The sequence below is a fragment of the Curtobacterium sp. MCJR17_020 genome (genome assembly GCF_003234365.2).
Taxonomy (GTDB): Bacteria; Actinomycetota; Actinomycetes; order Actinomycetales; family Microbacteriaceae; genus Curtobacterium.
Map to the genome: position 1 here is coordinate 137,694 of NZ_CP126260.1, position 26,526 is coordinate 164,219.

Genomic DNA, 26,526 nt, shown 5'->3' on the forward strand with positions numbered 1-26,526 from the left:
GCTCGGACGCTACGCCGCGGTGGCTGCGGACCGGTAGTGCAGCTCGACCGCACCGCCGGTGAACGGCGTCGTCCCGACCAGCTTGAACACCGGGGTCGGCGCCGCGACCGGCAGCAGCGGTGCACCGGCGCCGAGCGCCACGGGCATCACGGTGACCCGGAGTTCGTCGAGCAGCCCGGCCTGCTGGTACTGCGCCGCGAGCAGTCCGCCGCCGACGACCCAGACGTCGCGCTCGCCGGCTGCCCGTTCGAGGTCGGCCTGGTGGTCCGCGACCTCGCCCGACACGAAGTGCACGTCGGCGCCGTCCGGCACCGGTAGGTCACGCGTGGTGAACACCCACGTCGCCAGGTCCGGGTACGCCCACGTGTCGTCGTGCTCGAGCAGCCACTCGTACGTGGTCGAGCCCATGACGATCGCGCCGATGCCCGCGAAGAACCGGTCGTGGTGCTCCTGGAACGGCTCGAAACCGAACTGCAGCAGCCAGTCGAGGTCGTCGTCCGGTGCAGCGACGAAGCCGTCCAGCGAGGACGCGACGGAGTAGGTGGTACCCATGCCCCGGACGCTACCGAGCACCCCCGACAGGCGTCAGCGCCGCCCGCCGTCAGCGCCGGCTGCCCCGACCGACGACGGCGACCTCGGCGACGGTGAGCACTGTGGCGATCCACACCTGCTGCAGGGCGAACCCGCGGCGTCGTGGGTCGAGGGCGAGCGGCACCATCGTCACGCCGTGCACCGCGTCGACGGCGGCGCTCAGCGTGTGTGCGTTCCCGGTGCCCGCGCGTGCGACGAGGGCGGCCTGCACGAGCTGCCGGACGCCGAGCACGCCGTGCAGCACGCCCTGGTCGCGACCACGAGCCGCTCGGCCCAGGTGCCACAGGCCGAGTCCGGCCCGGCACAGCTCGACGATGGCTGGACCCCGAGCTGACGATCCGCGGCGGCTCATCGTCGTCGTCCGGCAACGAGTGCGACGGCCCCGGCTGCGCCGAGCGCCGCCCCGATGATCCCGTTGCCGATCCGTCGGTGTTCCACCCACCAGGTCTGCGGCGACCAGGCGTGCGCGGACTCGTCGAACACACCGTGCGCGCCGTGGTCGCCCGGCACCGGCTCGTACAGGTTGTCGTGCAGCTCCTGCCCGTCCTTGTCGGGCGCCTGCTGCCCGGAGACGAGCGTCTTGGCGGCGTACCAGTCGGCGATACGCCCGCTGATCCGGTTGCCGAGGATCGTGTAGACGGTCGACTCGCCGACCCAGGTGCGACGGCGCGGCCGCTCGGCCACGGCAGCGATCGCGCGGGCACCGACCTCGGGCTGGAAGATCGGTGCGACGGGCTGCGGGTGGTGCGGCAGCTTCGACTTCACCCACCCGAACTGGATCGTGTTGAGGGCGGGCATGTCGACCCGCGACACCTTCACCTTGCTGCCCTGTTCGAGCAGCTCGGAGACGACGGACTCGGTGAACCCGACGATCGCGTGCTTCGCGCCGCAGTACGCGGCCTGCAGCGGGATGCCCCGGAAGCCGAGTGCCGAACCGACCTGGACGACGTGCCCCTGGCCGCGGGGCACCATCCGCGAGAGCGCGGCACGGGTCCCGTTGACGAAGCCGAGGTAGGTCACGTGCAGCGCCCGCTCGAAGTCCTCGGGCGCGGTGTCCAGGAACTTGCCGAACACCCCGACCATCACGCCGTTCACCCACAGGTCGATCGGCCCGAGTTCCTGCTCGACGCGGTCGGCCGCGGCCTCGACGGCCTCGCGGTCGGACACGTCGGCGACCAGGGCCAGCCCGCGACGCCCAGCGGCCTCGACCTCGGCGACCGCGGCGTCGACGCCGTCCCGTCCACGGGCGAGGACGGCGACGTCCCACCCCCGCGCGGCGAGCTCCCGGACGGTCGCACGCCCCAGTCCTGCGGATCCACCGGTCACCACTGCCACTCGAGTCATGGCTCACTTGTACCTGCGGCCGACCATGCACCACTCAGCCGGTGTCCCCCGACGGCCCGTGCCTGCGGACGGTGGCGAGCATGATGGTCGCGTGGACACGCGAGATGACCCGGTGGAACCCGAGCCGGAGGCGAAGCCGCAGCCGCGCTGGATCCGCCGGGCGCCGATCCTCCCCGAGCAGTGGTGGGGTCCTCCGACGGCCCAGGCAGTCGGGGCGCTGGCGGTCGTGGCGATCGGCATCTGGCTGCAGCGTCCCGCCCTGCCCGTCGCGATCCTCGTCGGTGTCGTCGGGCTGGTCGGCGCGGTCGTGCTCGCGGTCGCCGGACGACGGGCGTACTGGTACCCGAGTTGCGCGACGGTTTGGCGCTTGCACCGCACGCGTGTCGTCGTCTGGAGCGCCGCCGGAGTCGCGTTGGCGGTGTTCGCCCTCGCGGTGGGCGCGCAGACGCTCCTGATCGGCTCCCTGGCTGCTGCGACGGGCCTGTACACGGTGCGGCGGGACGAGCCGACGCGGTTCGAGCTGTGGGGGCGTTCGGCGGCGTCGGCTGCCGTCGCGGCCGTGTCGGCTGTGTACGCGGTCGTGGCGTTGACGGTCCCGAGCGTCGACGAAGCACACTCATCGCGGTGGATCGGGTGGAGCATCGTCATCGTTCCGGTCGCCGTCGCCACTGCGGTCCTGCAGTGGCGAGCCGCCTCGGGGACGGCCGACCCCGACCAGAACGGATCGGCGGCGGACGCCGGCGAACCGGAACCGGAACCGGAACCAGAACAGCGACCGGAGCCGCCGGCCGACGACCCGCTCAGCGCCCCCGACCGAACCGCGTCGTGACCCCCGCCGAGTAGAGCACCGAGTCCGGCTCGAGCTCCGTCAACCCGAACGGCAGCCCGGCGGCGCCGACCAGGTCGTCCCGCAACGACACCACCGAGGCCCGGTGCAACGGCCACGCGTCGTGCTCGTCCGGCCAGAACCGGGTCCGACCGGCCCGGTGCACGTGCATGCCCCACCGCGCGGTCAGGAACGTCTCGAGCGGCCCCGGCTCGTCGAGTACCTCGCCCACGCGGACGTCGAGCATCGACCGCAGGTGCGTCCCGTGCCGCCGCATCGCGTACCCGACGCGGCCGTCGCCGCTCCGCGACTCGGCGTCCGCCCACCAGTACGGCAGCCCGGTGGCCGCGCGTGCGCCGAGCGTCGGCAGCAGTTTGCCGGCGTCGAGCGACAGGAACACGACTCCGTGCTGGCCCTGCTCGTCGACCGTGTAGACGCGGACGTTCACCTCGACGAAGTCGCCGATGGAGCCGGTCCGCCCGAGCGCCCCGAGGGGCGGGAACCGGGTGTCCTCGAACCGGAACGCGATGAGGCCCACCCAGGTGGTCACCCCGTCGTCGGTCCCGTCGAGTGCCATCGTGTCGGGTCGCGTGCCGGCCGGCAGCAGCGGGGCCACTGCAGACACGTCGACGCGCCAGTGCACGAAGACGACGTCGAGCCAGTCCTGCGAGATCCAAGGGCGGCCCGGCAGGCCGGGGGCGGTTGCCGGGAGGCCCGGGGTGCTCTGGGTGGGTCGGGTGTCGGTCACGAGCTGGTCGCCTCCGGTTCGATGGGTCCGGTCATGCTGGGTCGCGTCAGCGACGGGGTCGGCGGCGACCGGACGGGTCGCTGCTCGCGGTCTGGCGGAGTCCGCACGGGCCTCCCGGCCTGCGCGTTACGTGTCACCTGCCGGACGTTACGCGGTGTCGCGACTGACCAGCTTGGAGAGCACGATCGCCGACCGCGTGTGGTCCACCTGCGGTGCGAGGCGGACCTTGTCGAGCGCTTCCTCCAGCGCGGACAGGTCCTTCGAGCGCATGTGCACGACGGCGTCGGCGCTCCCGGTGACCGTGCCGGCGTCGATGACCTCCGGCACGGTGTCGAGCAGCGCTCGGAGCTCGTCGGGGGAGACGGTGCCGCGGCAGTACAGCTCGACCCAGGCCTCGGTGCCGCGGTCCTCGACGGCGGGGTCGACCTTGATCGTGAAGCCCTGGATGACACCATCGCCGACGAGTCGGTCGACGCGGCGCTTGACGGCCGATGCCGAGAGTCCGACCACCGACCCGATGTCGCCGTAGCCGGCGCGGGCGTTGTCCCGGAGTTGATCCAGGATGCGGTGGTCGAGCGAATCCATTGCACCCATCGTACGCGGACTTCTTGCGAGGTCGGCGGTTCGGACGCACGAAACGTGCGTCACCCGAACGGGTGCCACGGCGCTTCGCTCCCGGTACTGCACTTGCCGGACGGTCTGTGTCAGGATCGACGTGGCGTCGACCTGGTCCGCTACGGCGAGTGAGCCTGCATCTCGCCGGAGCACCTCTCCTTCGTTCCGTTTCGGTTCCTGGCAGGCTCGGGCCCCGGTCCCTTCTCAGGAGGACTGATGTCGAACACCGCACCCTCGACCACCCACGCACCGGCCCGCACCGCCACCAAGCGGACGATCCTGATGTGCAAGCCGGACTTCTACACGGTGAGCTACCGGATCAACCCGTGGATGCACCCGGAGGAGCCGACCGACACGTCGAAGGCCGTCGCCCAGTGGCAGACGCTCGTCGACGTGTACGAGCAGCTCGGCTTCGACATCTCGTACATCGACCCCATCGACGGCCTGCCCGACATGGTCTACGCGGCCAACGGCGGGTTCGTCCTCGACGGCATCGCCTACGGCGCGAAGTTCCAGTACCCCGAGCGCCAGCCCGAGGGCCCGGCGTACATGGACTGGTTCCGTCAGGCCGGCCTGACCGTCGCCGAGCCCGAGCAGACCAACGAGGGCGAGGGTGACTTCCTGCTCATCGGCAACACGATCTTCGCCGGCACCGGCTTCCGGTCGGACAGCACCTCGCACGACGAGCTCGCGACGATCTACGGCCGTGAGGTCGTCACCCTGAAGCTCATCAACCCGAGCTTCTACCACCTCGACACCGCCATCGCCGTGCTCGACCCCGAGCCCGCCGCTGACGGCACCAGCAACATCGCCTACCTCGAGAGCGCCTTCGACGAGCCGTCGCTGGCGATCCTGCGCGAGCGCTTCCCCGACGCGATCATCGCGACGGAGGAGGACGCCGCGATCCTCGGCCTGAACTCCTACTCCGACGGGTACAACGTCGTGATCGCCGCGCGCGCTGTTCGGTTCGCCGAGCAGCTGAAGGAGAAGGGCTACAACCCGATCGGTGTCGACCTGTCCGAGCTGCTGCTCGGCGGTGGCGGCGTGAAGTGCTGCACGCTCGACCTGCACCCGGTCGGCACCGGCAACTCGGTCGCCCGCTCGCTCGGGGTGAGCTGATGTCGGCGGCAGCGTCGCTCGGGGTCAACACCGCGGCGGCGCTCGCCGTCGAGGACCGCGCCCTCGCGCACAACTACAGCCCGCTGCCCGTCGTCATCGCGTCGGGCTCCGGAGCGACCGTCACCGACGTCGACGGCAAGCAGTACCTGGACGGCCTCGCCGCGTACTCCGCGGTGAACTTCGGCCACGGCAACCCGCGGCTGCTCGACGCCGCCCGGGCGCAGCTCGACCGGGTGACGCTCACGAGTCGCGCGTTCGTGAACGACCAGCTCGGGCCGTTCGCCACGGCGCTGGCGGCGTTGACGGAGACCGAGATGGTCCTGCCGATGAACACCGGTGCCGAGGCCGTCGAGTCCGCGATCAAGGTGTCCCGCGCCTGGGGCTACCGCGTGAAGGGCGTCCCTGCTGAGCAGGCGACGATCATCGTCGCGTCCGGGAACTTCCACGGCCGCACGACGACGATCATCTCGTTCTCGGACGACCCCGACGCCCGGAACGACTTCGGCCCGTACACGCCGGGGTTCCGCACCGTGCCGTACGGCGATGCCGAAGCCCTGCGCGCGGCGATGGACGAGACCGTCGTCGCCGTGCTGCTCGAACCCATCCAGGGCGAGGGCGGCGTGGTCATCCCGCCGGCGTCGTACCTGCCTGCTGTCCGGGAGCTCTGCGACGAGTTCGGCGCGCTGTTCGTCGCCGACGAGATCCAGTCCGGGCTCGGGCGCACCGGCCACACCCTCGCCGTGCAGCGCGTCGGGGTCCGTCCCGACCTCATCACGCTCGGCAAGGCGCTCGGCGGCGGCATCGTGCCGGTGTCCGCGGTGGTGGGCTCGCGTGATGTCCTCGGCGTGCTGCGTCCCGGTGAGCACGGTTCGACGTTCGGCGGCAACCCGCTCGCCGCTGCCGTCGGCGCCGAGGTCGTGGCGATGCTCGGCGAGGGCACGTTCCAGCAGCGCGCCCTCGACGGCGAACCGCTGTTGCGCGGGCTGCTCGACGACCTGCTCGGCAAGGGGGTCGTGTCGCACCGCGTCGCCGGACTCTGGGCGGGGATCGACATCGACCCCGCGCTCGGCACCGGCAAGGCGATCTCGAAGGACCTCGCCGACCGCGGGCTGCTCGTGAAGGACACCCACGGTTCGACGATCCGCTTCGCCCCGCCGCTCGTGGTCACCGACGACGAGCTGCGCAGGGCGATCGGCACGCTCGCGTCGGTCCTGGCCGCGCGCGCCTGACCCGCGCGCTCGGCGCCACGCGCTCGCTTCGTGAGCAGAAATGGTCGGGTCGCCACACGGCACCCGACCATTTCTGCTCACCAAGCACGGATCACACCGCCCAGCGCGCCGCCAACTCGTCCATCAGGGCATCGAGGCGATCGTCGACGACCTGCGCGTCGGGGTTCGCCTCGAACCAGGCGATGACCTCGCGCACACCCTGCCGGTAGGGCGTCCGCGGCCGGTACCACGGCACGAGCGACCGGACCTTGCTGTTGTCGAACACCGAGCTGTTGGCCTTGTCGCCGAGCAGCGCCGCACCCCACTCGGCATCGGCGGCAGCGATGGCGTCCGCTGGCACGTGCACGATCCGCAGGTCGTCGACCCCGGCCGCCGCAGCGATCTCGTGTGCGATGGCGTTCCACGTCGGCGCCTCGTCGCTCGTGATCGTGAAGGCCTCACCGATCGCCGACGCATTGTCGAGCAGCCCGGTGAACCCGACCGCGAAGTCACGGCTGTGCGTCAGGGTCCACAGCGACGTGCCGTCACCGGTGATGATGATCGGCTTGCCGGCGCGCATCCGCGCCACCGCAGTCCAGCCGCCCGTCAGCGGTAGCTTCGTCTCGTCGTAGGTGTGCGACGGCCGCACGATCGTCACCGGGAAGTCCTGCTCCCGGTACGCCTCCATCAGCAGTTCCTCGCACGCGATCTTGTCGCGCGAGTACTGCCAGTACGGGTTCTTCAGCGGCGTCGACTCCGTGATCGGCAGGTGCGTCGCCGGCGTCTGGTACGCCGAGGCCGAGCTGATGAACACGTACTGCCGCGTCCGTCCGGCGAAGAAGTCGATGTCGGCCTGCACCTGGTCCGGCGTGAACGCCACCCAGTTCACGACCACGTCGAAGTGGCGGTCGCCGAGTGCGTCCGCCAGGGCGCTGCGGTCCGACACATCGGCCTGGAGGCGCGTCACACCCTCCGGGATCGGCCTGCCCCCGGTGGTCCCCCGGTTCAGGACCGTGACGTCGTGGCCCTGTTCGGTCGCCTCCCGCACACAGGAGGCGCTGATCACGCCGCTCCCGCCGATGAACAACACGCTCGCTCCGGTCATGGATGCTCCCTCGCTCTCCGCGGCGCAACCCTGCGCCGAACCCCTCCGATCCTGCCCCTCAGATGCTGGGTCGGGCATCGAGCACCGTGCCGAGCATCGTCACGTCCTGTGCCCAAGCCGCGGCGCCGGGCTGGATCCATCCGAGCAGTTCGATCGCGTAGTCGTGGTCCCGCCGAAGATCACGCCCATGGATCGGCTCGTGGTGTGCGGCCCGGTTGCGCACGAAGTGCAGTTGCTGCATCCGTGTCCGAACCTCGCGCTGGCGAGTCAGCGCATCCGCTGGGCCGTGTGGGAACGCGCGGTGGAGTGCTGGCGTCCACAGGGCCGTCAGGTAGCGAGACTCGAACAGGTACCGCCAGAACCCGAAGCTCAGTTCGGCAACGACTCGCCCGTGCACCTCTGCTCGTTTCCCCCCTCGCGTGGCACGCCTTCGCGCGACGACCAGATCGTTCCTGCCTTGTGCGTCGAGGGGAACGACGTCGAGCCAGGATGAGCCTGGGCGACGAGCAGTTGCCCAAGCGCGGAGCTGCACGTCTGCAGCGTTTCGCACCACGACCTCTACGGCCCCGGTCAGCTCCATCACGGCAGCCGCAGCTCGCATGTTCCATTCGTAGAGCCGGACAGCGCGTGCGTCGTCGGGCAGGGCTCGGAAGTAGGAACGAAGGCGTTCCCGCGTCAGCAGGTCGACCACGTCCGCCGGCTCCACGCGACCTCCAGTTGACATCGAACGCTCGCCCCATAGACTCATATATCGAAGACCCCGGAACGATCACTGGCTCAGTCCACATCGCCGGGGTTTCGTCTTGGGCTGCTGCATCTGAAACTTCAGCGTACAGGTACCCGCTTCCTGACCGAGTGCTCCTGGGGGCGGCGCGACTACCGTCACGGTTCGGGTCGCATCGACGCGCCCCACGACAGGAGTGACACGCACATGGAGTACCGCTACCTCGGCAACTCGGGCCTCAAGGTCTCCGAGATCACCTACGGCAACTGGCTCACCCACGCCTCCCAGGTCGAGAACGACGCGGCGATCGCCTGCGTCCGGGCAGCGCTCGACGTCGGCATCTCGACGTTCGACACCGCCGACGTCTACGCAAACACCGGCGCCGAGACCGTCCTCGGCGAAGCCCTCAAAGGGGAGCGTCGCCAGTCGCTCGAGATCGCCACGAAGGTCTTCGGTCCGACCGGGCCCAAGGGGCACAACGACACCGGCCTGTCCCGCAAGCACATCCTCGAGTCGATCGACGGGTCGCTCGGCCGTCTGCAGACCGATTACGTCGACCTGTACCAGGCACACCGCTTCGACCACGAGACGCCGCTCGAGGAGACGATGCAGGCCTTCGCCGACATCGTGCGCCAGGGCAAGGTCCTGTACGTCGGCGTGAGCGAGTGGACCGCGGAGCAGCTCCGTGCCGGCGCCGCGCTGGCGAAGGACCTCGGGTTCCAGCTCATCTCGAACCAGCCGCAGTACTCGGCGCTGTGGCGGGTCATCGAGGAAGAGGTGGTGCCGACCTCGAAGGAGCTCGGCATCTCGCAGATCGTCTGGTCCCCGATCGCCCAGGGTGTCCTGACCGGCAAGTACAAGCCGGGTCAGCCGCTGCCCGAGGGCTCACGCGCGACCGACGACAAGGGCGGCGCGGACATGATCAAGCGGTTCATGCGCGACGAGGTGTTGTCCTCGGTGCAGGAGCTCGAGCCGATCGCGAAGGAGCTCGACCTGTCGATGGCACAGCTCGCCGTCGCCTGGGTGCTGCAGAACGAGAACGTCGCGAGTGCGATCATCGGGGCGTCGCGTCCGGAGCAGGTGCACGACAACGCTGGTGCTGCCGGTGTCACGATCCCCGCGGAGCTGCTCGCCCGGATCGACGACGCCCTCGGTGCCGTCGTCGAGCGCGACCCGGCGAAGACGAACGACAGCAGCCCGAAGACCCGCGAGGCCTAGCGCCGACCCGGGCCGGACGGCTCAGACAACGGAAAAGGCCCCCTGCCGAAGCAGGGGGCCTTCACCGGTGGCTGGACACGGCATCGATCCGTGGACCTTTCGATTTTCAGTTGGATTCTGAAGCGATCGGCGGCACTATCCAGGCCCGCTTGCGAGAGAGTTCTGGGCCCGCCGCGCTTGACTACCTCAGTTGATGCTCGATGGCCTAGGTGCGCCACCGGCACGACACCGGCACTCTGACGACGGTCGTTGCTCGTCTTCTGCGGCGCCGTCACGTCGGCGACGTCCCCCCAACGGGCTACAGACGAGCCTCGCATGCACAGGCAGACTGACCCCATGCGCCTAATAGGAGTATCCCTCGAAAACTTCCGCTGCTACAGGGAAAGGGTTCACGTCCCGCTTGGCGACTTCGCTGCGCTGATCGGAAGGAACGACGCGGGTAAGTCAACGATCCTAGAAGCTCTTGCGATATTCTTCGGAGTTCAAAAGGCAGACCAGGACGATGCCAGTAAAAACGGCGATCGAACCAGAGTGGTGATTTCCTGCCAATTTGATCAGCTTCCCGAATCTATCGTCCTGGATTCGACTTTCAAGACCTCATTTGAGCAGGAGTATCTGCTTAATCGGCAGGGGCTTCTTGAGGTCGAGCAGGTATTCGACGGCACGCAGAAAGCGCCTGGTAAGAAGATCTACCTGCGGGCTGACCACCCGACCGCTACCCAGGCAGACGACCTGATCACGTTGACAAGAGCAGCACTAGTCAAGAGGGCAAAGGATCTGGGTGTCGACCTCTCGAGCGTGAACCAGACGATCAACGCGGAACTGCGTGCCGCGATCCGGGATCATCTCACCGATCTAGAGCTCCGGGAAAGTCTCGTGCCAGTAAGCGCCGACGGTGCAAAGGAAGTGTTTGGGAAGATACAGCAGGAGCTTCCATCATTCTTCTTGTTCAGCGCTGACCGGCCAAGTACTGATCAGGACGTTGAAGCGCAAGACCCTATGCGCGCAGCCGTCAGGATCGCGATTGACGGACAGAAAGACGAGCTAGAAGCGATCGCTCGCTCTGTAAACGCGCAGCTCACGGAGGTTGTGTCAAAGACCTTGGAGAAGATCTCCGCAATGTCCCCTTCCATCGCCAAAGGCCTAACGCCGCGCATTGGCGACGAGATGAAGTGGGACTCGGTCTTCAAGGTGTCGCTCCACGGGGAGTCCGGGATTCCGATAAACAAGCGGGGGAGTGGCGTCCGGAGAATGGTTCTGCTCGGTTTCCTTCAAGCTCAGGCTGAACTTAAAAGTGCTGGTGGGAATGTAATTTACGCGATCGAAGAGCCCGAGACGGGCCAGCACCCGGACCACCAGAAGGCGCTACTCAACGCGGTCAGGGATATCGCTGAGCGTGAGGGCGCGCAGGTAATCATGACGACACATACCCCGACGCTGGGGCGACTGGTCCCTGAAGAATCTCTGCGCTACATCAGCGTGCTTGACGACGGAACTCGCAAGGTGTTACCCGTTGGATCGGAAACCTTTGAGGCCGTAACCGAAGCGCTGGGGATCTTGCCTGATCATCGCGTGAAGGTTTTTGTCGGTGTGGAGGGCAAGCATGATATGTCCTTCCTCAACATCATCTCGCACACGCTCTCGAAATCAGAGCCTGATATCGCCGACCTCTCCGAGCTAGAAGCCTCAGGGCAGTTGATCTACGTGCCTGCTGGGGGAAGCAACGTGGCGCTTTGGGTATCGCGGCTGCGCGATCTGAAAATCCGTGAGTTCCATCTTTTTGATCGCGATCTGCAGCCACCGAAGAGTCCCAAATATCACAAGGTGGCAGACGAGCACAATGCGTTCGAGCTTGTGGAGGCAGTTCACACTGGCAAGCGTGAACTCGAAAATTATCTCCACGTGGATGCTATCCGCCTAGCTCGACCCGGGTATGAGTTCGCCAACTTCGGTGAGTGGGACTCTGTTCCTGCTGTATGTGCTCAGGCTCTCTATGAAGCAGAGGACAACGGCATCGCTTGGGCCGACCTCGAAAAAGATAAGCGCAAGAGCAAGGCAAACAGCGCGAAGTCCTGGCTCAACATGGACGCCGTCGGCCACATGACAGCGGAGATGCTTAACGAGATTGACGGACCGGGTGACCTTCGGGGTTGGCTGCGGCGCATCACGCAGATAGTCCGATCAAGCTGATCTTAGACGCTTGTAAGTCTCCTATCCTCGGAGAGTTGCCGTCCACAGGTGTAGCGAGTCCTTACTGCCCACAATGAAGTGTAGGAGAACCAATGACTGACCAAATCACGTGCCCTCAGTGCGGCAAGGCGTTCACGATTGACGAGGTGAACTATGCGAAGATTGTGGATCAGGTACGAAATGCGGAATTCGAAGCTGCAGTACATGACCGGCTGGAGACTGCGGCGCGAGATCAGTCTGTGGCCGTGGAGCTCGCGCTTGCTAAGGCTGCAGCAGAATATGAGCGAGCGGCTGCGGCTAAATCGATTGAACTCGACCGCTTGTCCGAAGAGATGAAGTCGGCAGAGCTGCGGACTCAGGTTGCAGTGCAAGAGGCTACTGCGAATGTACTCCAGGAGCGCGATTCCTTGCTGGAGAAGTACAACAGCGAGAAGGTCGAAGCCGCGTCTATGCTTGCGCAGGCGAGGGCGGAAGCGGCAGCGACATTGGCCGCGGAGAAGTCTGCAGGGGCCGCAGAAATCGCGCGTGTGGAGGCTGATTTGCATTCGGCTGGACTTTCAAAGCAGATCGCTGTTAAAGAGGCAGTCGAGTCCATCGCTCACGAGCGCGATTCATTCAAGGCGGAAGCTGAACGTAAAGAACTGGAAAAGATGCTCGTAGAGACTTCACTGAAGGACAAGTACGAGACGCAGTTGAGGGATCGCGAGGATGAGATTGAGAGGTGGAAGGATCTTAAGGCTCGTCTTTCGACGAAGATGTTGGGCGAGACGCTTGAGCAACATTGCGAGATCGAGTTCGAGCGTTGGCGATCTTCTGCTTTCCGGTCGGCTTCGTTCGGGAAGGATAACGATTCCTCTCAAGGCAGCAAGGGTGACTATATCTACCGAGACTTCGATGAAGACCAGGTGGAGTTTGTGTCCATCATGTTTGAGATGAAGAATGAGGACCAGGCTACAAGCAGCAAGCGTAAAAATGAGGACTTCCTCAAAGAGCTGGACAAGGATAGAAACCAAAAGGGTTGCGAATATGCCGTTTTGGTCTCCCTGCTCGAGCCAGATAGTGAGCTCTATAACGGCGGCATCGTTGACGTTTCGCATCTCTATCCGAAAATGTATGTAGTCCGTCCGCAGTTCTTCATTCCTATGATTACTGTTTTGCGTAATGCGGCCTTGAGTACGGTGCAGGTGAAGAATGAGCTACTTCGAGTTCGGGAACAAAACCTCGATATCACGAAGTTTGAGGATAAACTACAAATCTTTAAGGATGGTTTTGGTCGGAACTATAATCTTGCTCAATCCCAGTTCCAGGAGGCCATCAAGCGCATTGATGAGGCGATCAAGGATCTAGAGAAGACTAAGGAGGCCCTGCTTAGGTCCGGCAACAACTTGCGACTTGCTAATGACAAGGCAGAGGGGCTGACGATCAAGGCGCTGACTCGTGGTAACCCGACGATGGCGGCAAAGTTTGAGGCGGTCGATGAAGGCGAGTAGTGGGCGAACGATGCCGGTAGCTGCTTTGGTATCCGTTGGATACGCACCTTCAATTGAGCGATGTGGATCTCATCGCGGAACGAAGGTCAGACGGTGGGTGGCCCGTCGAGACGAGGAGCGCCCGGACCGCAGCGGAGCGAGGACCGGACGCACCGCAGGCTCGGCGGGCCACCCTGGCGCGTCAGCGCCTTGAACGAGTAGAGAAAGTTCTCACAGCTCGGGCTGAAGCGCTGGCCGGGGCAGTCGGGTAACCTGTCTAGATATGAACCGTCTGGCTGCTTCTGACCTCGGCGAGCTCGACCGAGCTTCTGGCGATCCGCTGTATCGCCAGATCGCCGACCGGCTCCTCGATCTCATGCAGGCCGGCGCGCTGGCCTCCGGGGACATGCTGCCGTCGACGCCCGAGCTGTCTCGGCACTTCGGCGTGGCACCCATGACGATCCGCGAGGCGTTGAACGTCCTTCGCGCAGCCGGGCGGATCGTGTCGGAGAAGGGCAAGGGTGTGTACGTGGACGGGCCACCGCCGTTACGCGTGGCCATGAGGACGCTCTCCTTCGACGCGTCAGCGTTGCCTGCGCTGACTGGTGCGCTGCCGAAGCTGCCGGACCTCGCTGACGTGCTGGCGATGCTCGCCGCGGGTGATCTTCGACTGACCGACTCGCGCGCGTTGTCTAATCGAGGAGGGCTAGTGTCCGCTCCGCAGTGGCTGGGTGAGGGCCGAGTGCTGGAGATCTTCCACAAGCACTCCGGTCAGGTCTTCGCCGTGAGCCGCTACGTCCTCCCTGAGGCCTCGCCGCATGGCGATGCAGTCACCGAATCCGTAGCGACTTTGTGCGCGGTTGCCGACTCGGTGGATGGACTGCACGAGGAGGTCCTGAGCAGGATGCCGACTCGGAGCGAGGCTGCGGATCTGCTTCTGCCGAGGGAGCAGCCTGTGCTTGTCACGCGGCATGTCGGACTGAGCGACGGGGTTGAGGTCATACGGTCGGAGACCGTTCGTGACGGTCGTGCGCCGGTCACGTTGGTTGACTTGCCTGTCTAGATAAGTTACCGTTGGCCTCAGTAGGTGTCGGTGGGCGCTTACTGCAACCTATCTAGACAGACCAAGTTAGAGAGGAATGCCATGGCACTCCAGACAGCAATCCCGGTGAGCTTCGACGCGTACTTCCCGAAGGGCGCGTTCATGGTGGGTGAGGTCGAGCCGGTCGTGAAGTGGTCCGACGACGGCCAGCGTCAGGGACAGGACCTCGACAAGAACTCCGGTCAGCCGATGTGGCAGGTGCGCGTGATCGACGCTGATCCTGACGCGCGCAAGGGCCAGAACGAGGTAACGGTCAAGATCATCAGCATCAGTGAGCCGGTTGCCCCGCCGGAGATCCAAGGCCTCCCGTTCCGGCCGGTCGTCTTCGATGGTCTGTCGGTCACCCCGTACGTGAAGGAGAACGGCGGTCGACCACGCGTCGCGTACTCACTCCGGGCTCGCGAGATGAAGGCCGCCGCGAAGCCACGGGGTGGTGAGTGATGAGTTGGTCCGTTCGTAAGGAGGTCCGCTACTGGTCTGACGAGTTCGAGGGGTTCGCCCGACGCTTCCGGTGGGTGCTGATCGGACTGATGATCCTCACTCTCGTGGATCTCTTGACCACCTGGTTGCCACTTGTGTGGTGGCTCAACGGCTTCGTGGCACTGATCTTCGCGCTTCGCCGTCTGCGGGTGTGGGGCACCATCGACGAAGCCCTCCACCGAGCGCAGCAGCGCTCGATCTCCCGGCACATCGTGGCCGCCTGGCCGGCTCTTGCGCAGACACTCCGGCTTGAAGCGCATGGTCCGAGTGGATCGCGTATCGCAGCCGGTATCGGTTCACCGAGCTGGGACGCAGATGCGTGTCTTGTCCCGCTGTACCTCCCGAGCGGTCTCACGTCCGGGGACGTCGGAGCTCACCTGGACCGGATCGCGGCAGCGTTCGGGGCGCGTCGCGCCACCTTGTCCGGGACGCGGATCGATCAGCTCGAACTTCGCCTGTACTACGCCGACCCTCTTGCCGAACCGTTCGTACTTGCTCCATGCGATGAGTGGGACGGCCGAGCGGTCACGATGGGCCGGACTGAAGAGGGCGACGATTGGAGGCTCCGTCTCGGCCCGCACACGCTGGTTGCAGGGGCCTCGGGCAGCGGCAAGGCGTCGATCGTCTGGGCGCTCCTCTTGGGGCTCGCCGGCGCAGTTCGATCCGGGATGGTCGAAGTGTGGGGCGTTGACCTCAAGGGCGGCATGGAGCTCGGGATGGGTAAGCCTCTCTTGACTCGCTTCGCGAACGACTCGGTGCATGCGGTGACCATGCTCGAGGAGGCCGTCGCTCAGATGCAGGCACGGGCTCGCGACCTCGCCGGGACGACTCGGCAGCACGAAGCTTCCACCGAGGCTCCCCTTGTGATGGTCCTGATCGACGAACTCGCTGCTCTGACGGCGTACGAATCAGACCGGGATCTGCAGCGCCGGGCGAACGCCAGCATCGCAACGCTGGCGTCACAAGGGCGTGCTGTCGGCTTCGTGGTGATCGCGTGCCTGCAGGATCCACGCAAGGAGACGCTGCCCGCGCGGGGGCTCTTCACCCAGACGGTCGGGCTTCGTCTCCGTGACCGGACCGAAACGTCGATGGTGCTCGGTGACGGCTCTGTCGCTGCCGGTGCGCTCTGCCACGAGATCCCGATCGGCGCGCCCGGCACCGCCTACGTCCTGTCCGACGAGCTCGCGACACCGCAGCGGGTGCGGGCTGGGTACGCAGACGATGCCCTGATCACGCACGCGGCACGAGCCTTCGCAGCGCCGCGCTTCAAGCCGGTGGTCGTACCTGAGACACAAAGTGCGCGAGAGCCCGCCCGTCCGCGACGTCGGACGCGGAGCGCTGCTCAATCGAAGGAGGAGTCATGAAGAACATCGCACGATCCGTACTGGTCATCGTCGTCGCTGGGGTGCTCGTCGCCGGCGGTGCGATCGTCGGCCACTTCACCGCAGCGGAACACGCTCCAGCCGCGGCCCAGGCAAAACCGTCGATGTGCAACCTGCGCATCTCGTGGGACACGACGAACGGTGCAGAGCACGCGATCTACGTTGCGCCAGATCCTGCAGACCGTTCACTCGTCCAGCGGTACGGGCACATCGCGAACCAGTCGTGCACTGACGCGCAGCTCACCGACTGGATCGATCAACGACGCAAGGAGCACGCCGCGGTCGACGTCTGCCGTCCAGTGTTGCGCACAGACGACGTGACTGGGTACGTGTACCCGATCGGATGCGCGGTCCCCGAACTGGTGGTGTCTGATGGGCCTCGCTGAGTCAGTCGCGCGCCGTCTCCGTAGTCCGGAGTTCGACCGTTGGATGCGTGGTGCCGCCCGGGTGGGATTCTGCACGAACCCGGTTCGGCTGGTCGGAGCATCCGCGACCTTCGGATCTGAGACGGGGGAGGAGCGCGCCAGGTTCTCGTCGGCCGACCAGCCGGATCACGTCCTCTTCACCCGCTGCGGCAACCGCCGCGCGCAACGCTGCGCCTCGTGCAGCCACGAGTACAAGGGCGACACCTGGCACATGATCATGGCTGGTGCAGCTGGCGGGATGAAGGGCGTTCCCAACTCAGTCGCGGCACACCCGATGGTCTTCCTGACGCTCACCGCTCCGTCATTCGGCGCCGTCCACGGCGCGTCCTGCGCGCGGGCCAAACCTTGCGCACACGGTCGTCGACCGGAATGCGCGACCGGACACGGAGGGGGTAGTCCCGAGCTCGGCGATGCGATTTGCCCAGACTGCTACGACTACGAGGGCCACGTCGTGTGGCAGTACTTCGCGTCCGAGCTGTGGAGGCGATTCACCATCCAGCTTCGGAGAGAGCTCGCCAGAGTCCTTGGCATGAGTCAGCGAGAGGCTTCCACCCTCGTCCGACCACAGTTCGCGAAAGTGGCGGAGTTCCAGAAGCGGGGCGCCGTCCACTTCCACGCGATCGTGCGACTCGACGGTGTCGACAGCGATGATGCTTTCCCAGCGCCAGATGATCGCATGACGACCGCTCACCTGACGCAAGCGATCCGCCAGGCTGCGCGTGCGGTGCGGTATCAACCGCCCAGCCTTCCCTCAGGACGCCTACCGAAGGTGCTCCGTTGGGGGCGGCAGATCGATGTGAAGCCGATCGTTCGAAGCGAAGGTCTCGATGGACGCCTGTCGGATCGTGCCGTCGCCGCCTACATCGCCAAGTACGCGACCAAGGCGACGGAGGATCTGGATGCGGGGGCCTCGCCCCGTCCACACCTCGTCAGGCTCCGCGATATCGCCGAACAGATCGGCGTCGCTGCAGAACCGCACTCGCCGTACGTGCTGCTTGAGCGTTGGTCTCGGATGCTCGGCTTTCGCGGCCACTTCTCGACGAAGTCGAGGCGGTACTCGGTCACACTCGGCTCGCTTCGCGACGCTCGCCATCAGTGGCGACTGGACCGGATCGCTGCTGCCGCCGACAGAGAGCTTGACGGTGCAGAAAGCGAGAGCGTGCTCGTCATCGGGAGTTGGTCCTACGCCGGAATGGGCTGGACCTCGCAGGGCGACAAGGCTCTCGCGATCGAAGCTGCCCGTGCGGCGAGGGAGTGGAGAGATTCACGCAGAACGAAGAGGACAGATGGAGGAGAACATGTTTGCTGATCACGAGGTACAGGAAGAGACGGCGCTTGTCGAGGACGATGCGTACCTCACGCGACGAGAGGCAGCTGCGCGTTGCCGTGTTCCGCTGTCGACGTTCGACGCACTCCGTCGGCAGTGCAGAGTGCCCTACCCCGATGCGCGCATGGGAAAGCACATGCTCTGGAAGACGTCGACCATCGTTGCGTTCCTCGAATCCGGTGGGACCAGTGGCGGAGCGCACTGAACGGCTGGACCCGCGGACGCGCAAGCCCCTCCCTGAGGGAATCAGGTACCGGGCGGACCGGGGCAAGTACCAGGTCCGCGTCTGGGCTACGGGCCTGAACGGTGAGGATCGAGAGCGGAGCTTCCTCGTTGGGTCGCTTGCCGAAGCGAAGCGTGTGCGGAGTGAAGCCCAAACGCGGATCAAGCCAGACGGCGGTATGACCCTCGATGTCTGGCACTCGCGGTACTGGCCGACCATCGAATCGAGTATCCGTCCGGCCACGGCTCGCGGGTACGACGTTGCGTGGCGACGCCGAGTGCAGCCGTGGTTCGGGCATCGCAAGCTCGAGACGATCTCTGCCGGCGACGTCGATGAGGCAATCGGACAGTGGAGCGGATCGGCTTCGACGCGCAACGACGCTCTTGCCATGCTCAGTCGGCTTCTCGACGGTGCGGTCCGGTTCGGCGTGATCGGCGGGAACCCGGCGCGACTGGTTCGTCGGCCTCGCGAAGACGGAGCTCGGAGTTTTCGGTCGAGAGCGCTTTCTTCTGATGAGGTCAGGACGCTTCTCGCTGCTGTAGAGGACGGTCCTTACCGTGCGTACCTCTCGGCACTCGTGTTCACCGGTATGCGAGCGGGCGAGGCTAGCGCGCTTCGCGTGTCCGACGTCGACCTCGCGGGACGAGTGATCCACGTCCGGCGGAGCTTCTCCCCTGGACGCAATGGTGAGTTGATCGAACAGAGCCCCAAGAGTCACAAGGAGCGAACCGTCCCCCTGCCAGGGACGCTCCTGCCCTCGATAACCGAGCAGGTCGAGGGTAAACGCCGCAACGATCTCGTGTTCACCGGTCCCAAGGGGGGACGCCTGCAGGTGTCGAACGTCCGTCGGGCCGTCGACTGGGAGAACCTTCGACGAGTCCTGGACCGGCCAGATCTGCGCATCCACGATCTCCGACACACTCTCGCAACGCTCCTGTTCGATGCCGGGAGCGCTGCCAACGACGTGCAGGCCATCCTGGGACACTCTTCGATGCAGGTCACGGAGCGCTACAGTCGTGCACGTTCCGACTCCGCAGTGCGAGCAACCGGCGCACTTGACCAGCTGTTTCTAGGAGGGACGGGTCCGTGAACGGTAAGACGACCGTCGCAGAGTCGCTGCGGGACTTCCCGGATGATGTGGTCGAGGTCGACCGCTTCCCGAGGCAAGTAGAGCGAGCGAATCTGGTCCGCACGCCTGGGTTTGCGGCCAAGCTGAACACGATTTGGTTCTTCTTCAGTGCTGTGGAGCCCGCATATGCGTTCGTACGCAGCGGGCGGATGTCTCTGCAGGTCGGCGGGGTGGCCCTCCGTGAAGCGATGTGGGAGGCCCGGTATGACGCTAAGAAGGACCGCGACGTGAAGACTCTTCTATTGGGAGCGCACCGGCCCGTTGCAGATTTCGATGACGCATCGTTGATCGACCGCTTCCGTGACGGACTCGATCGGGAATCGGCTCATTGGCAGGGGGCTTAGGGCGCGCGCCAATAGGTGTGAGCAGGTGATCCCAAACTTGCGCTCTCACACTTACCCCGACGAGACTGCGATCATCGAGTATCTCCGCGAGCACGTCGCCGTCTGACACTGCATACCGGCCTACGTGATCTATGCGTCCAGGACGGCGAGCCGTGATCGAGTAGGAAGAGGCTGATCGATTCGGTCCAGCCGCGCTCGTTATGATGCAATGCGCACGGCGGTATCATCAGGACCTTGGCGGGCTGGAAGTCCCATCGATTCGCTAACCACTCACTGGCGCGCTATTACCGTTCAAGCGAAACGCCGAGCGCTTCCGTCCGCCGATGCTCATCATCGAGCGTGCTCTCCTGGGTAGATTCGAGCTGGCGGTTTACATGTCTTGCCCCGTGCAGAACGTTGATCTTGATCGCGGTGCCGAGTTTTGCCTCAGCGATGAGTGCGATTTCCGCGCGAAGGTCGGTGTCAAGGTCGTGACCGTGGGCTAGGTGTTGTGGGTCATGACGTTGTAGACGTCGGGTGGGTGTGAAGAAGCGGGTCCGTTGTCGGTTGGATGGAAGTGCTGACAACCGTTCCGACCTGCAAGGACCCGCTTCGTGACCCACCGTAACGCCCCGCTGTCCGTCGAGGGCCGCCGCCGCCTCATCGAACGCTGCCGCACCCGCCCCATCAGCCATGTCGCCGCCGAGATGGGCATCTCACGGGCGTGCGCGTCGAAGTGGGTGAACCGGTGGCGGCAGCACGGCGGTCTCGGTCTCGAGGACCGCTCCAGCGCGCCCGGAACGTCACCGACCGCGACGCCCGCGCACGTCGTGTCTCGGATCGAGCAACTCCGCCGTGACGGCAAGCACTCGGCTCGCCGCATCGTGACCGAACTCGCCGCAGACCAGGTGGTCATCTCGGTGCGGACGGTAACCCGGGTTCTGGACCGGCTCGGGTTGAACCGTCGCCGCCACATCGACCCCGACGGGGAGGTAAATCGGACGCCGCGGACGATCACGGCCCGGTATCCGGGGCACATGGTGCACCTGGACGTGAAGAAGGTCGGCCGGATCCCTGACGGCGGCGGCTGGCGCGTCCACGGCCGCGGCTCCGACCAACACCGCGCCACCGGCCGGGCACGCACGAAGGACCGCGCGACAGGTGGGAAACGCCCCGGGTATGTGTTCCTGCACTCCGCGATCGACGGGTACTCGAGGCTGGCCTACACCGAGCACCTGCCGGATGAGACCGCGGCGACCACGATCGGGTTCTTCACCCGCGCGAGAGCGTTCTTCCAAGCGCACGGCATCACCCGGTTGACGAGGGTCGTGACCGACAACGGCTCCAACTACCGCGCCGACCGGTTCCACCGCATCGTGCTCGCACACGCGTCCCGGCACCAACGGACACGGCCCTACACGCCCCGGCATAACGGGAAGGTTGAGCGCTACAACCGGATCCTCGCCGACGAGTTCCTCTACGCCCGCACCTTCACCTCAGAACAGCAGCGCGCGGACGCCCTGAAGGTGTGGAACGTGCACTACAACTACCATCGGCCCCACACCACCGCCGGCAACATGCCACCCGCTACTCGTCTCCGCACCGGCGTCACCAACGTCATGGCCTCATACAGCTAGGAGCAACTTCGCCGAATTGACTTCGATCGCCTTGACGCGGATCAGTCCTCCGCCTTCCCCGTCGTCCTCGGAGGAGTTCGTAAGCACGGAAATGAAGGTGGGGATCGCCACTGTCTTGACGGCTTCGGCGGTCGCCCTCACGATGCGTCCGCCTCGTTGATCGCGATCGTCATCAACTTGGCTTACCAACCCTCCGAGGACTTCGAGGCCGAGCAGAGCGCGTCCACTGTCTGGCACGACCGCGTGGTCAGCCGCCCAGTAGAGCGTTCGCATCGTGTCTTCATGGAGACGAAAGGTATCTAGCTTCTCCGCAGCACGGTCGGCGTTCTGCGCCGCTCGATCTGCAACGGCACTTGCCCGGTCAGCGGCCCGCGATGAACGGTCTGCGGCTTCTGCATTCTGTTGTGCAGTGCGCTGCGCTGCCATGAGACTCTTGCCTTGCCGTACCGCGATCACGATCGTTCCACTTAGAGCGATCAGGGCTGGTAGGACCGCGAGGGTGATCGCAAGCCACCAAGGAGCTGAAGCCGAGTGTCCCATAGGTCGAGTATTTCAGTCCTAACACCCTCAGGTGACAAGCTAGCGCCGCTGGCCCCTACTGGCGCGCTCTTGGCCCATGGCCCGAGTGCGGATCGAGCGAGAGCTGCTTGATGAGGCGTGGCCGATCACGGGTAGCAGGTCTGACCTTGAAGTGCGTGTCCTGGCTCTCGAGACCTTGATTGCGGTCCACCGGACCAGAGCCAAGCGCTCTGATCGCCAGGCTGCATCAGACTCGGTGATTGCGACGGCCGACGTGAGGGAGCACCAATTCTCGGCCTCCTGCGCGGGGGAGCAGGGGTACTACGGCTCTGTGTCAATCGGCCCGTCGTGTGACGGGAGGGAGCGTCCCGGCGTCTCCGCGAGACACCCACTCTGTCAATGTCAGGTCGGGGTAGTCCCCGAAGGATGCTGGGGGCGTGTAGTCGCTGCGTCGCGATCCATCCGCGTTCCAAGCTGCTCCACAAGAGCAGATGACCCCACCGTTCTCAATCGGCGTGAACGAGACGACAGAGCTGTCGAACGAGCACACCTGGCAGATGAGTCCATAGCTTTCAGTCCAAGACATGGGGCGAGCGTAAGTGGAACCTCCGTCCTTCAGTTTCGAACAACCGAGTGATCCGCACGGCCGCGCTCAGATGCGTTCTCGGAGCCAGGTGTCGACCGCGCTCATCGGGACCGGTGCGAACTTCCAAGCGTCGACGCCCACATGCATCATCGCGTCGTCATTCGTGAAGACCGCCGTCGAGTGCGTGTGCCCGTGAACGAGTGGAACACCATCGTCCACCGGACGGACCCTCTTGAGCTTGTCGATCGGGACAGTGTCATACGGATAGTGCGAAGCACGGAGCAGTTGCCCGTGTCGTGACCCGTTCAGCACCTCGGGGAGCACCGTCCAGCCGGCGGCTTCGTACAGAGGCGTCATTGATTGGATGCGAGTCCTTGTCTGCGTCGCTCGCGAGACCCAGTCGTGGTTGCCCGGGACGAGCAGCCGACGGCCGTGCAGCTGACGGGTGAGGGCAAGAGCATCACCGATGTCGTTCATCGAGGCCATGAGCAGATCGCCGAGGTGCAGCACGACGGCATCCGGCGGGACGACTGAGTTCCAGCGCTCGACGAGAGAGGTATCCATCGTCTCGACGTTGCCGAACGGACGCCTCGCGTGCTCGATGATCCGCGCATGCCCGAAGTGATGGTCTGCGGTGACGAAGTCGACGGCATCGAAGTCGAACGTCGGAGCTCCATCTTCGGGTACTCGTCGTGCGTCTTCCATGCTCCGACGCTAGCTCGATCGGGAGCCCTGGGGGAGTTGCCTGGCGACGAGCAACCGGCACAGAACCGGCACAGCGTCACCGGAGCGGCAGCGAATCCGACCCCGGAAACAAGAAAACCCCCGGCTTCACCGGGGGCTTCCTGCTGTGGCTGGACACGGCATCGATCCGTGGACCTTTCGATTTTCAGTCGAACGCTCTACCAACTGAGCTATCCAGCCGTGGCGACCCTGACGGGACTTGAACCCGCGACCTCCGCCGTGACAGGGCGGCACGCTAACCAGCTGCGCTACAGGGCCATGTTGAATTGCTGTGGTGTTGCTCAGTACTACTTGCTCGCTCACTCGGAGAGTGACCCCAACGGGATTCGAACCCGTGCTGCCGCCGTGAAAGGGCGGTGTCCTAGGCCACTAAACGATAGGGCCGCAAGTGGTGCTTCGCGCTACCGATGGACAAGCATACGGATGCCCCCGGGGGTTCGCAAATCGGGCCGCGTTCCCGCGGAATCCCCGGCGTGTCGCGCCCGTCCGGCACCGGGTGTCGAGGTTGCGGTGCGAGCATCGTCGTCGGCTCCGCGCCCCTCGTCCGAGGGGCTGCGGGGCTGCGACACCTGTTGTTACTGTTGCGTCTGTTAACAGTGTTACGTGCGTGAGCCTTGCCGCGCTGTTACGAAATCGAGATACATGTCGACCTCACCTTCGCTCTCCCTCCGCAACCGCAGCCGCCTCGTCGCCGCCGCGGTCGCCGTCGCGCTCGCCGGCAGCACCCTCGCGGTCCTCGCCCCGGCGACGTCGGCCAGTGCCGCGAGCTACCCGAGCTGGTCCGAGGTGCAGAAGGCCAAGTCCTCGACGAGTGCCCAGCAGGCGAAGGTCACCGAGATCAAGTCGCTCATCTCGACCCTGAAGTCCGAGGCCGCTGCGAAGCAGAAGGCCGCACAGGCCGCCGGCGAGGCCTACCAGGCGGCACAGAACAAGTACGACGAGGCGACCCTCGAGCAGAAGACGCTCCAGTCGCAGGCGGACGACGCCGAGCAGACCGCCGCACAGTCCGAGGAGCAGGCCGGTCAGCTCGCCGCGCAGCTCGGTCGGGCCAGCGCCAACGACGTGACGACCGACATCCTCACGCACCCCTCGGACTCCGATGACCTGCTCTACGAGCTCGGCGCCATGTCGAAGCTCAGCGAGCAGGCCGACGGCATCTACTCGCAGGCGTCGCAGGACCGGGGCACTGCCCAGGCGCAGGCCGACAAGGCGGACAAGGCCAAGGCGGCGCTGGGCGACCTCGCCGACGCGGCCCAGTCGAAGATGCAGCAGGCGCAGGGTGCTGCCGACGCGGCGCAGACCGCCGTCGACGCCCAGAACGACAACGAGTCGCGGCTCGAGGCCCAGCTGACCGCCCTCACCACGAAGCAGCGCGGTGTCGAGGCCGACTACCGCAAGGGCGTCGCCGCCGAGAAGGCGCGACAGGCCCGCATCGCCGCTGCTGCGGCCAAGGCAGCCGCGAAGGCCGCGGCGACGAGCCAGGGCGGCACCGGCGGCGGGACGGCCAACTCCGCCGGGTGGGTCCGTCCGGCCGGCGGCTTCCAGACCAGCGGCTACGGCATCCGCGTCGACCCGTACACGCACTACACGGCACTGCACGCCGGGGTCGACCTCGCTCCCGCCTGCTACGCCCCGATCTACGCGGCCCACGACGGCACCGTGACCTTCGCGGGGAACGGCGGTGGCTACGGCAACGAGGTCATCCTGGACAACGGCGGCGGCATCTCGACGGCCTACGGACACATCGTCGACGGCGGGATCATGGTCGCCAGCGGCCAGCACGTCACCGCCGGGCAGCAGATCGCCAAGATCGGTTCGACCGGCTGGTCGACCGGGTGCCACCTCCACTTCGAGACCCGGATCAACGGTGCTGCCGTCGACCCGGTCCCCTTCATGGCAGCGCGGGGGATCTCGGTATGAGCATCAGCGCAGCCGGGATGCGTTGACCCTGCCATGACCCCGTCCGCTCGCTCGTTCTCCTGCGGGATCGCCACCGTCGCCGTGCTCGGCATCGGACTGTCGGTCGTCATCGCCGGACCCGCCCAGGCCGCGCCGTCGGCGCCGTCCTGGGACGACGTCAAGGCCGCGAAGTCGGATGCCGCCGACGCGCAGCAGACGGTGGACGAGCTGAGCGACCGGCTGACCTCGCTGCAGGCCGCCGCGGACCGCGCCGGCATCGTCGAGCAGCAGGCCGGGCAGGCGTACGCCCTCGCGGCGTCGCAGCAGCAGGAGGCGAAGGACACCCTCGCCGACCTGTCCGCGCAGTCGAAGCGGGCCAAGGGCAAGGCCGACGACTCCGCGGGCCAGGTGGCCGCGCTCGTGGTCGAGCTGTCCCGCACGGGCGGCGGCGACCTGTCGACGACGATGCTCACGGACGCGTCTGACTCCGGGGACCTGCTCTACCGCGTCGGCACGATGTCGCACCTGTCCGAGCGGTCGGCGACGATCTTGGCGCAGGCCCGCTCCGACCAGAAGACGGTGGACTCGCTCGCCGACCAGCAGGCCGTGGCCACGACGGCACTGAGCAAGGCGACCGAGGCGACGAAGACCGCCTTCGCCACCGCCAACGACGTCTCCGCCGACGCCCAGGCCCGGGTGCAGAAGCAGCAGGACCAGCAGGACGAGGTCCTCCGCCAGCTCGCGTACCTCAAGGGCACGAGCGTCGCGACGGAGAGCGCGTACTGGAGTGCGCAGCAGGCCAAGGCGGCCGAGACCGCCCTGGCGGCCCAGACGAGCGGCACCGGCACGGCCAGCGGCAGCGGCACGAGCGGCACCAGCACCGACAACGGCACCAGCACCGACAACGGCACCAGCGGCGGCACCGACAACGGCAACACGACCACCAACCCGAGCACCGGCGGTGGCAATGGCAGCGGCACGACCACCCCGTCGCGCCCGAGCACCCCGTCGAAGCCGAGCACGCCGGCCGCTCCCGCTCCCGCCCCGGCTCCCGCCAAGCCGAGTACGCCCCCCCCTCGAAGCCGAGCACCCCGGCGCCCAGCACTCCGGCGCCCGCCCCGAGCAGCCCCTCGAAGGCCGCCGGTGCGATCTCCTACGCCCGCACCCAGCTCGGCAAGCCCTACGTCCTCGGCGGCGCCGGCCCGAGCACCTGGGACTGCTCCGGCCTCGTCATGATGGCGTACAGCTCGCAGGGCATCGCGACCGGTGGGCACAACGTCGTCTGGCAGTACAACTACTTCGGCTCGATCGGTCGCCTCGTGCCGCTCTCGCAGCGCCAGCCCGGCGACATCCTCTTCTACTCGTCGAACGGAACCGCTTCCGGCGGTTACCACGACTCGATCTACACCGGCAACGGGATGATGGTCGAAGCGGCCCGACCGGGCGTCGGCGTGGTCGAGCGGGCGGTCTGGACGCCGAGTCAGCTCCTGCCGTACGTCGCCCGCCCGAGCGGTTCCCTCTAGCCCGCAGCCCGGTCGTTCCCAGAACGGCTGCGGTAGCAATCGGGATCGGGCATACCTGCCCGGATCAGAG

Annotated in this window: 27 protein-coding genes and 3 tRNA genes; 18 read left to right on the plus strand and 12 right to left on the minus strand. The window is 66.1% G+C overall.

Annotation, left to right across the window (positions count from 1 at the left end):
• Nucleotides 1–9: 9 nt before the first annotated feature.
• Genes DEJ14_RS00660 through DEJ14_RS00670 form a run of 3 tightly spaced genes read right to left on the minus strand, consistent with a single transcriptional unit; the run spans nucleotide 10 to nucleotide 1,935 of the window.
• Nucleotides 10–552 carry a dihydrofolate reductase family protein gene (locus DEJ14_RS00660; protein WP_111083790.1) on the minus strand — a complete coding sequence of 181 codons (543 nt, stop codon included), beginning with the start codon at nucleotides 550–552 and terminating at the stop codon, nucleotides 10–12.
• Nucleotides 553–601: 49 nt separating this feature from the next.
• A complete protein-coding gene (locus DEJ14_RS00665) occupies nucleotides 602–943 on the minus strand; it encodes a hypothetical protein (protein ID WP_111083791.1) in 342 nt (113 codons plus the stop codon).
• Nucleotides 940–1,935: an SDR family oxidoreductase gene (locus tag DEJ14_RS00670; protein WP_111083792.1), complete on the minus strand. Its 996-nt coding sequence runs from the start codon at nucleotides 1,933–1,935 to the stop codon at nucleotides 940–942. Before DEJ14_RS00670 ends, DEJ14_RS00665 begins: the two co-directional genes overlap by 4 nt.
• 91 nt (nucleotides 1,936–2,026) lie before the next feature.
• Here DEJ14_RS00670 and DEJ14_RS00675 point away from each other — a divergent pair, with 91 nt between their 5' ends.
• On the plus strand, nucleotides 2,027–2,764 hold the full coding sequence (locus tag DEJ14_RS00675) for a hypothetical protein (protein WP_146249664.1): 738 nt from the start codon (nucleotides 2,027–2,029) through the stop codon (nucleotides 2,762–2,764).
• On the opposite strand, the gene DEJ14_RS00680 is transcribed toward DEJ14_RS00675, so the two are convergent.
• Together DEJ14_RS00680 and DEJ14_RS00685 are read right to left on the minus strand one after the other, a co-directional pair.
• Nucleotides 2,736–3,509, minus strand: coding sequence for a YqjF family protein (locus DEJ14_RS00680; protein WP_220036374.1), 774 nt, complete (start codon nucleotides 3,507–3,509; stop codon nucleotides 2,736–2,738). The two genes, DEJ14_RS00675 and DEJ14_RS00680, sit on opposite strands and share 29 nt — an antisense overlap.
• 147 nt (nucleotides 3,510–3,656) lie before the next feature.
• The gene (locus tag DEJ14_RS00685; protein WP_111083794.1) at nucleotides 3,657–4,094 is read right to left on the minus strand and encodes an Lrp/AsnC family transcriptional regulator; all 438 of its coding nucleotides are present in this window, start codon (nucleotides 4,092–4,094) and stop codon (nucleotides 3,657–3,659) included.
• A gap of 246 nt (nucleotides 4,095–4,340) precedes the next feature.
• On the opposite strand from DEJ14_RS00685, the gene ddaH reads away from it, so the two are divergent.
• Together ddaH and rocD are read left to right on the plus strand one after the other, a co-directional pair.
• Entirely contained in the window at nucleotides 4,341–5,243 is a 903-nt protein-coding gene (ddaH, locus tag DEJ14_RS00690; RefSeq protein WP_111083795.1) for a dimethylargininase, read from the plus strand.
• Complete coding sequence (gene rocD, locus DEJ14_RS00695) at nucleotides 5,243–6,472, plus strand: ornithine--oxo-acid transaminase (RefSeq protein WP_111083796.1); 1,230 nt, start codon at nucleotides 5,243–5,245, stop codon at nucleotides 6,470–6,472. Before ddaH ends, rocD begins: the two co-directional genes overlap by 1 nt.
• A gap of 91 nt (nucleotides 6,473–6,563) precedes the next feature.
• Here rocD and DEJ14_RS00700 read toward each other — a convergent pair whose 3' ends face one another.
• Nucleotides 6,564–7,556 carry an SDR family oxidoreductase gene (locus DEJ14_RS00700; RefSeq protein ID WP_111083797.1) on the minus strand — a complete coding sequence of 331 codons (993 nt, stop codon included), beginning with the start codon at nucleotides 7,554–7,556 and terminating at the stop codon, nucleotides 6,564–6,566.
• 58 nt (nucleotides 7,557–7,614) lie between these two features.
• On the minus strand, nucleotides 7,615–8,262 hold the full coding sequence (locus DEJ14_RS00705; RefSeq protein ID WP_181437375.1) for a hypothetical protein: 648 nt from the start codon (nucleotides 8,260–8,262) through the stop codon (nucleotides 7,615–7,617).
• A 225-nt stretch (nucleotides 8,263–8,487) separates the two neighbouring features.
• Between DEJ14_RS00705 and DEJ14_RS00710 the strand changes: the two genes are divergently transcribed.
• The 12 genes from DEJ14_RS00710 (at nucleotide 8,488) to DEJ14_RS00765 (ending at nucleotide 21,185) form a co-directional block, all read left to right on the plus strand.
• Entirely contained in the window at nucleotides 8,488–9,498 is a 1,011-nt protein-coding gene (locus tag DEJ14_RS00710) for an aldo/keto reductase family protein (protein WP_111083799.1), read from the plus strand.
• Nucleotides 9,499–9,813: 315 nt separating this feature from the next.
• Nucleotides 9,814–11,688 (plus strand): ATP-binding protein, encoded by a 1,875-nt coding sequence (locus tag DEJ14_RS00715; protein ID WP_111083800.1) that lies wholly within the window; start codon nucleotides 9,814–9,816, stop codon nucleotides 11,686–11,688.
• A gap of 92 nt (nucleotides 11,689–11,780) precedes the next feature.
• Complete coding sequence (locus tag DEJ14_RS00720; protein WP_111083801.1) at nucleotides 11,781–13,178, plus strand: DUF2130 domain-containing protein; 1,398 nt, start codon at nucleotides 11,781–11,783, stop codon at nucleotides 13,176–13,178.
• Between the two features lie 262 nt (nucleotides 13,179–13,440).
• Nucleotides 13,441–14,220 (plus strand): GntR family transcriptional regulator, encoded by a 780-nt coding sequence (locus tag DEJ14_RS00725; RefSeq protein WP_111083802.1) that lies wholly within the window; start codon nucleotides 13,441–13,443, stop codon nucleotides 14,218–14,220.
• 81 nt (nucleotides 14,221–14,301) lie between these two features.
• Nucleotides 14,302–14,700: a plasmid replication, integration and excision activator gene (locus DEJ14_RS00730; RefSeq protein WP_111083803.1), complete on the plus strand. Its 399-nt coding sequence runs from the start codon at nucleotides 14,302–14,304 to the stop codon at nucleotides 14,698–14,700.
• Complete coding sequence (locus DEJ14_RS00735; RefSeq protein ID WP_111083804.1) at nucleotides 14,700–16,103, plus strand: FtsK/SpoIIIE domain-containing protein; 1,404 nt, start codon at nucleotides 14,700–14,702, stop codon at nucleotides 16,101–16,103. Before DEJ14_RS00730 ends, DEJ14_RS00735 begins: the two co-directional genes overlap by 1 nt.
• Nucleotides 16,100–16,507 carry a hypothetical protein gene (locus DEJ14_RS00740; RefSeq protein ID WP_111083805.1) on the plus strand — a complete coding sequence of 136 codons (408 nt, stop codon included), beginning with the start codon at nucleotides 16,100–16,102 and terminating at the stop codon, nucleotides 16,505–16,507. Before DEJ14_RS00735 ends, DEJ14_RS00740 begins: the two co-directional genes overlap by 4 nt.
• A gap of 43 nt (nucleotides 16,508–16,550) precedes the next feature.
• The gene (locus DEJ14_RS00745) at nucleotides 16,551–17,855 is read left to right on the plus strand and encodes a replication initiator (protein WP_146249666.1); all 1,305 of its coding nucleotides are present in this window, start codon (nucleotides 16,551–16,553) and stop codon (nucleotides 17,853–17,855) included.
• A gap of 206 nt (nucleotides 17,856–18,061) precedes the next feature.
• Nucleotides 18,062–19,186 (plus strand): tyrosine-type recombinase/integrase, encoded by a 1,125-nt coding sequence (locus DEJ14_RS00750; protein WP_181437377.1) that lies wholly within the window; start codon nucleotides 18,062–18,064, stop codon nucleotides 19,184–19,186.
• Nucleotides 19,183–19,569, plus strand: coding sequence for a hypothetical protein (locus tag DEJ14_RS00755; protein ID WP_111083808.1), 387 nt, complete (start codon nucleotides 19,183–19,185; stop codon nucleotides 19,567–19,569). Before DEJ14_RS00750 ends, DEJ14_RS00755 begins: the two co-directional genes overlap by 4 nt.
• 323 nt (nucleotides 19,570–19,892) lie before the next feature.
• On the plus strand, nucleotides 19,893–20,054 hold the full coding sequence (locus tag DEJ14_RS00760) for a hypothetical protein (protein WP_181437378.1): 162 nt from the start codon (nucleotides 19,893–19,895) through the stop codon (nucleotides 20,052–20,054).
• A gap of 108 nt (nucleotides 20,055–20,162) precedes the next feature.
• Entirely contained in the window at nucleotides 20,163–21,185 is a 1,023-nt protein-coding gene (locus DEJ14_RS00765) for an IS481 family transposase (RefSeq protein WP_284179978.1), read from the plus strand.
• Here the strand turns inward: DEJ14_RS00765 and DEJ14_RS00770 are convergent.
• The 5 genes from DEJ14_RS00770 to DEJ14_RS00790 form a co-directional block, all read right to left on the minus strand.
• Nucleotides 21,174–21,611: a hypothetical protein gene (locus DEJ14_RS00770; RefSeq protein WP_146249869.1), complete on the minus strand. Its 438-nt coding sequence runs from the start codon at nucleotides 21,609–21,611 to the stop codon at nucleotides 21,174–21,176. The two genes, DEJ14_RS00765 and DEJ14_RS00770, sit on opposite strands and share 12 nt — an antisense overlap.
• A gap of 745 nt (nucleotides 21,612–22,356) precedes the next feature.
• The gene (locus DEJ14_RS00775) at nucleotides 22,357–22,995 is read right to left on the minus strand and encodes a metallophosphoesterase (RefSeq protein ID WP_111087059.1); all 639 of its coding nucleotides are present in this window, start codon (nucleotides 22,993–22,995) and stop codon (nucleotides 22,357–22,359) included.
• Nucleotides 22,996–23,141: 146 nt separating this feature from the next.
• Nucleotides 23,142–23,214: transfer RNA gene (locus DEJ14_RS00780), tRNA-Phe, on the minus strand.
• Nucleotide 23,215: 1 nt separating this feature from the next.
• Nucleotides 23,216–23,292 (minus strand) — tRNA-Asp (locus DEJ14_RS00785).
• A 53-nt stretch (nucleotides 23,293–23,345) separates the two neighbouring features.
• Nucleotides 23,346–23,418: transfer RNA gene (locus DEJ14_RS00790), tRNA-Glu, on the minus strand.
• 258 nt (nucleotides 23,419–23,676) lie between these two features.
• Between DEJ14_RS00790 and DEJ14_RS00795 the strand changes: the two genes are divergently transcribed.
• Genes DEJ14_RS00795 through DEJ14_RS00805 form a run of 3 tightly spaced genes read left to right on the plus strand, consistent with a single transcriptional unit; the run spans nucleotide 23,677 to nucleotide 26,456 of the window.
• On the plus strand, nucleotides 23,677–24,954 hold the full coding sequence (locus DEJ14_RS00795) for a M23 family metallopeptidase (RefSeq protein ID WP_111087058.1): 1,278 nt from the start codon (nucleotides 23,677–23,679) through the stop codon (nucleotides 24,952–24,954).
• A gap of 33 nt (nucleotides 24,955–24,987) precedes the next feature.
• A complete protein-coding gene (locus tag DEJ14_RS00800; RefSeq protein WP_284179982.1) occupies nucleotides 24,988–26,169 on the plus strand; it encodes a coiled-coil domain-containing protein in 1,182 nt (393 codons plus the stop codon).
• Nucleotides 26,166–26,456 carry an NlpC/P60 family protein gene (locus DEJ14_RS00805; RefSeq protein ID WP_284179984.1) on the plus strand — a complete coding sequence of 97 codons (291 nt, stop codon included), beginning with the start codon at nucleotides 26,166–26,168 and terminating at the stop codon, nucleotides 26,454–26,456. The genes DEJ14_RS00800 and DEJ14_RS00805 overlap by 4 nt, the downstream gene beginning before the upstream one ends.
• Nucleotides 26,457–26,526 lie beyond the last annotated feature (70 nt).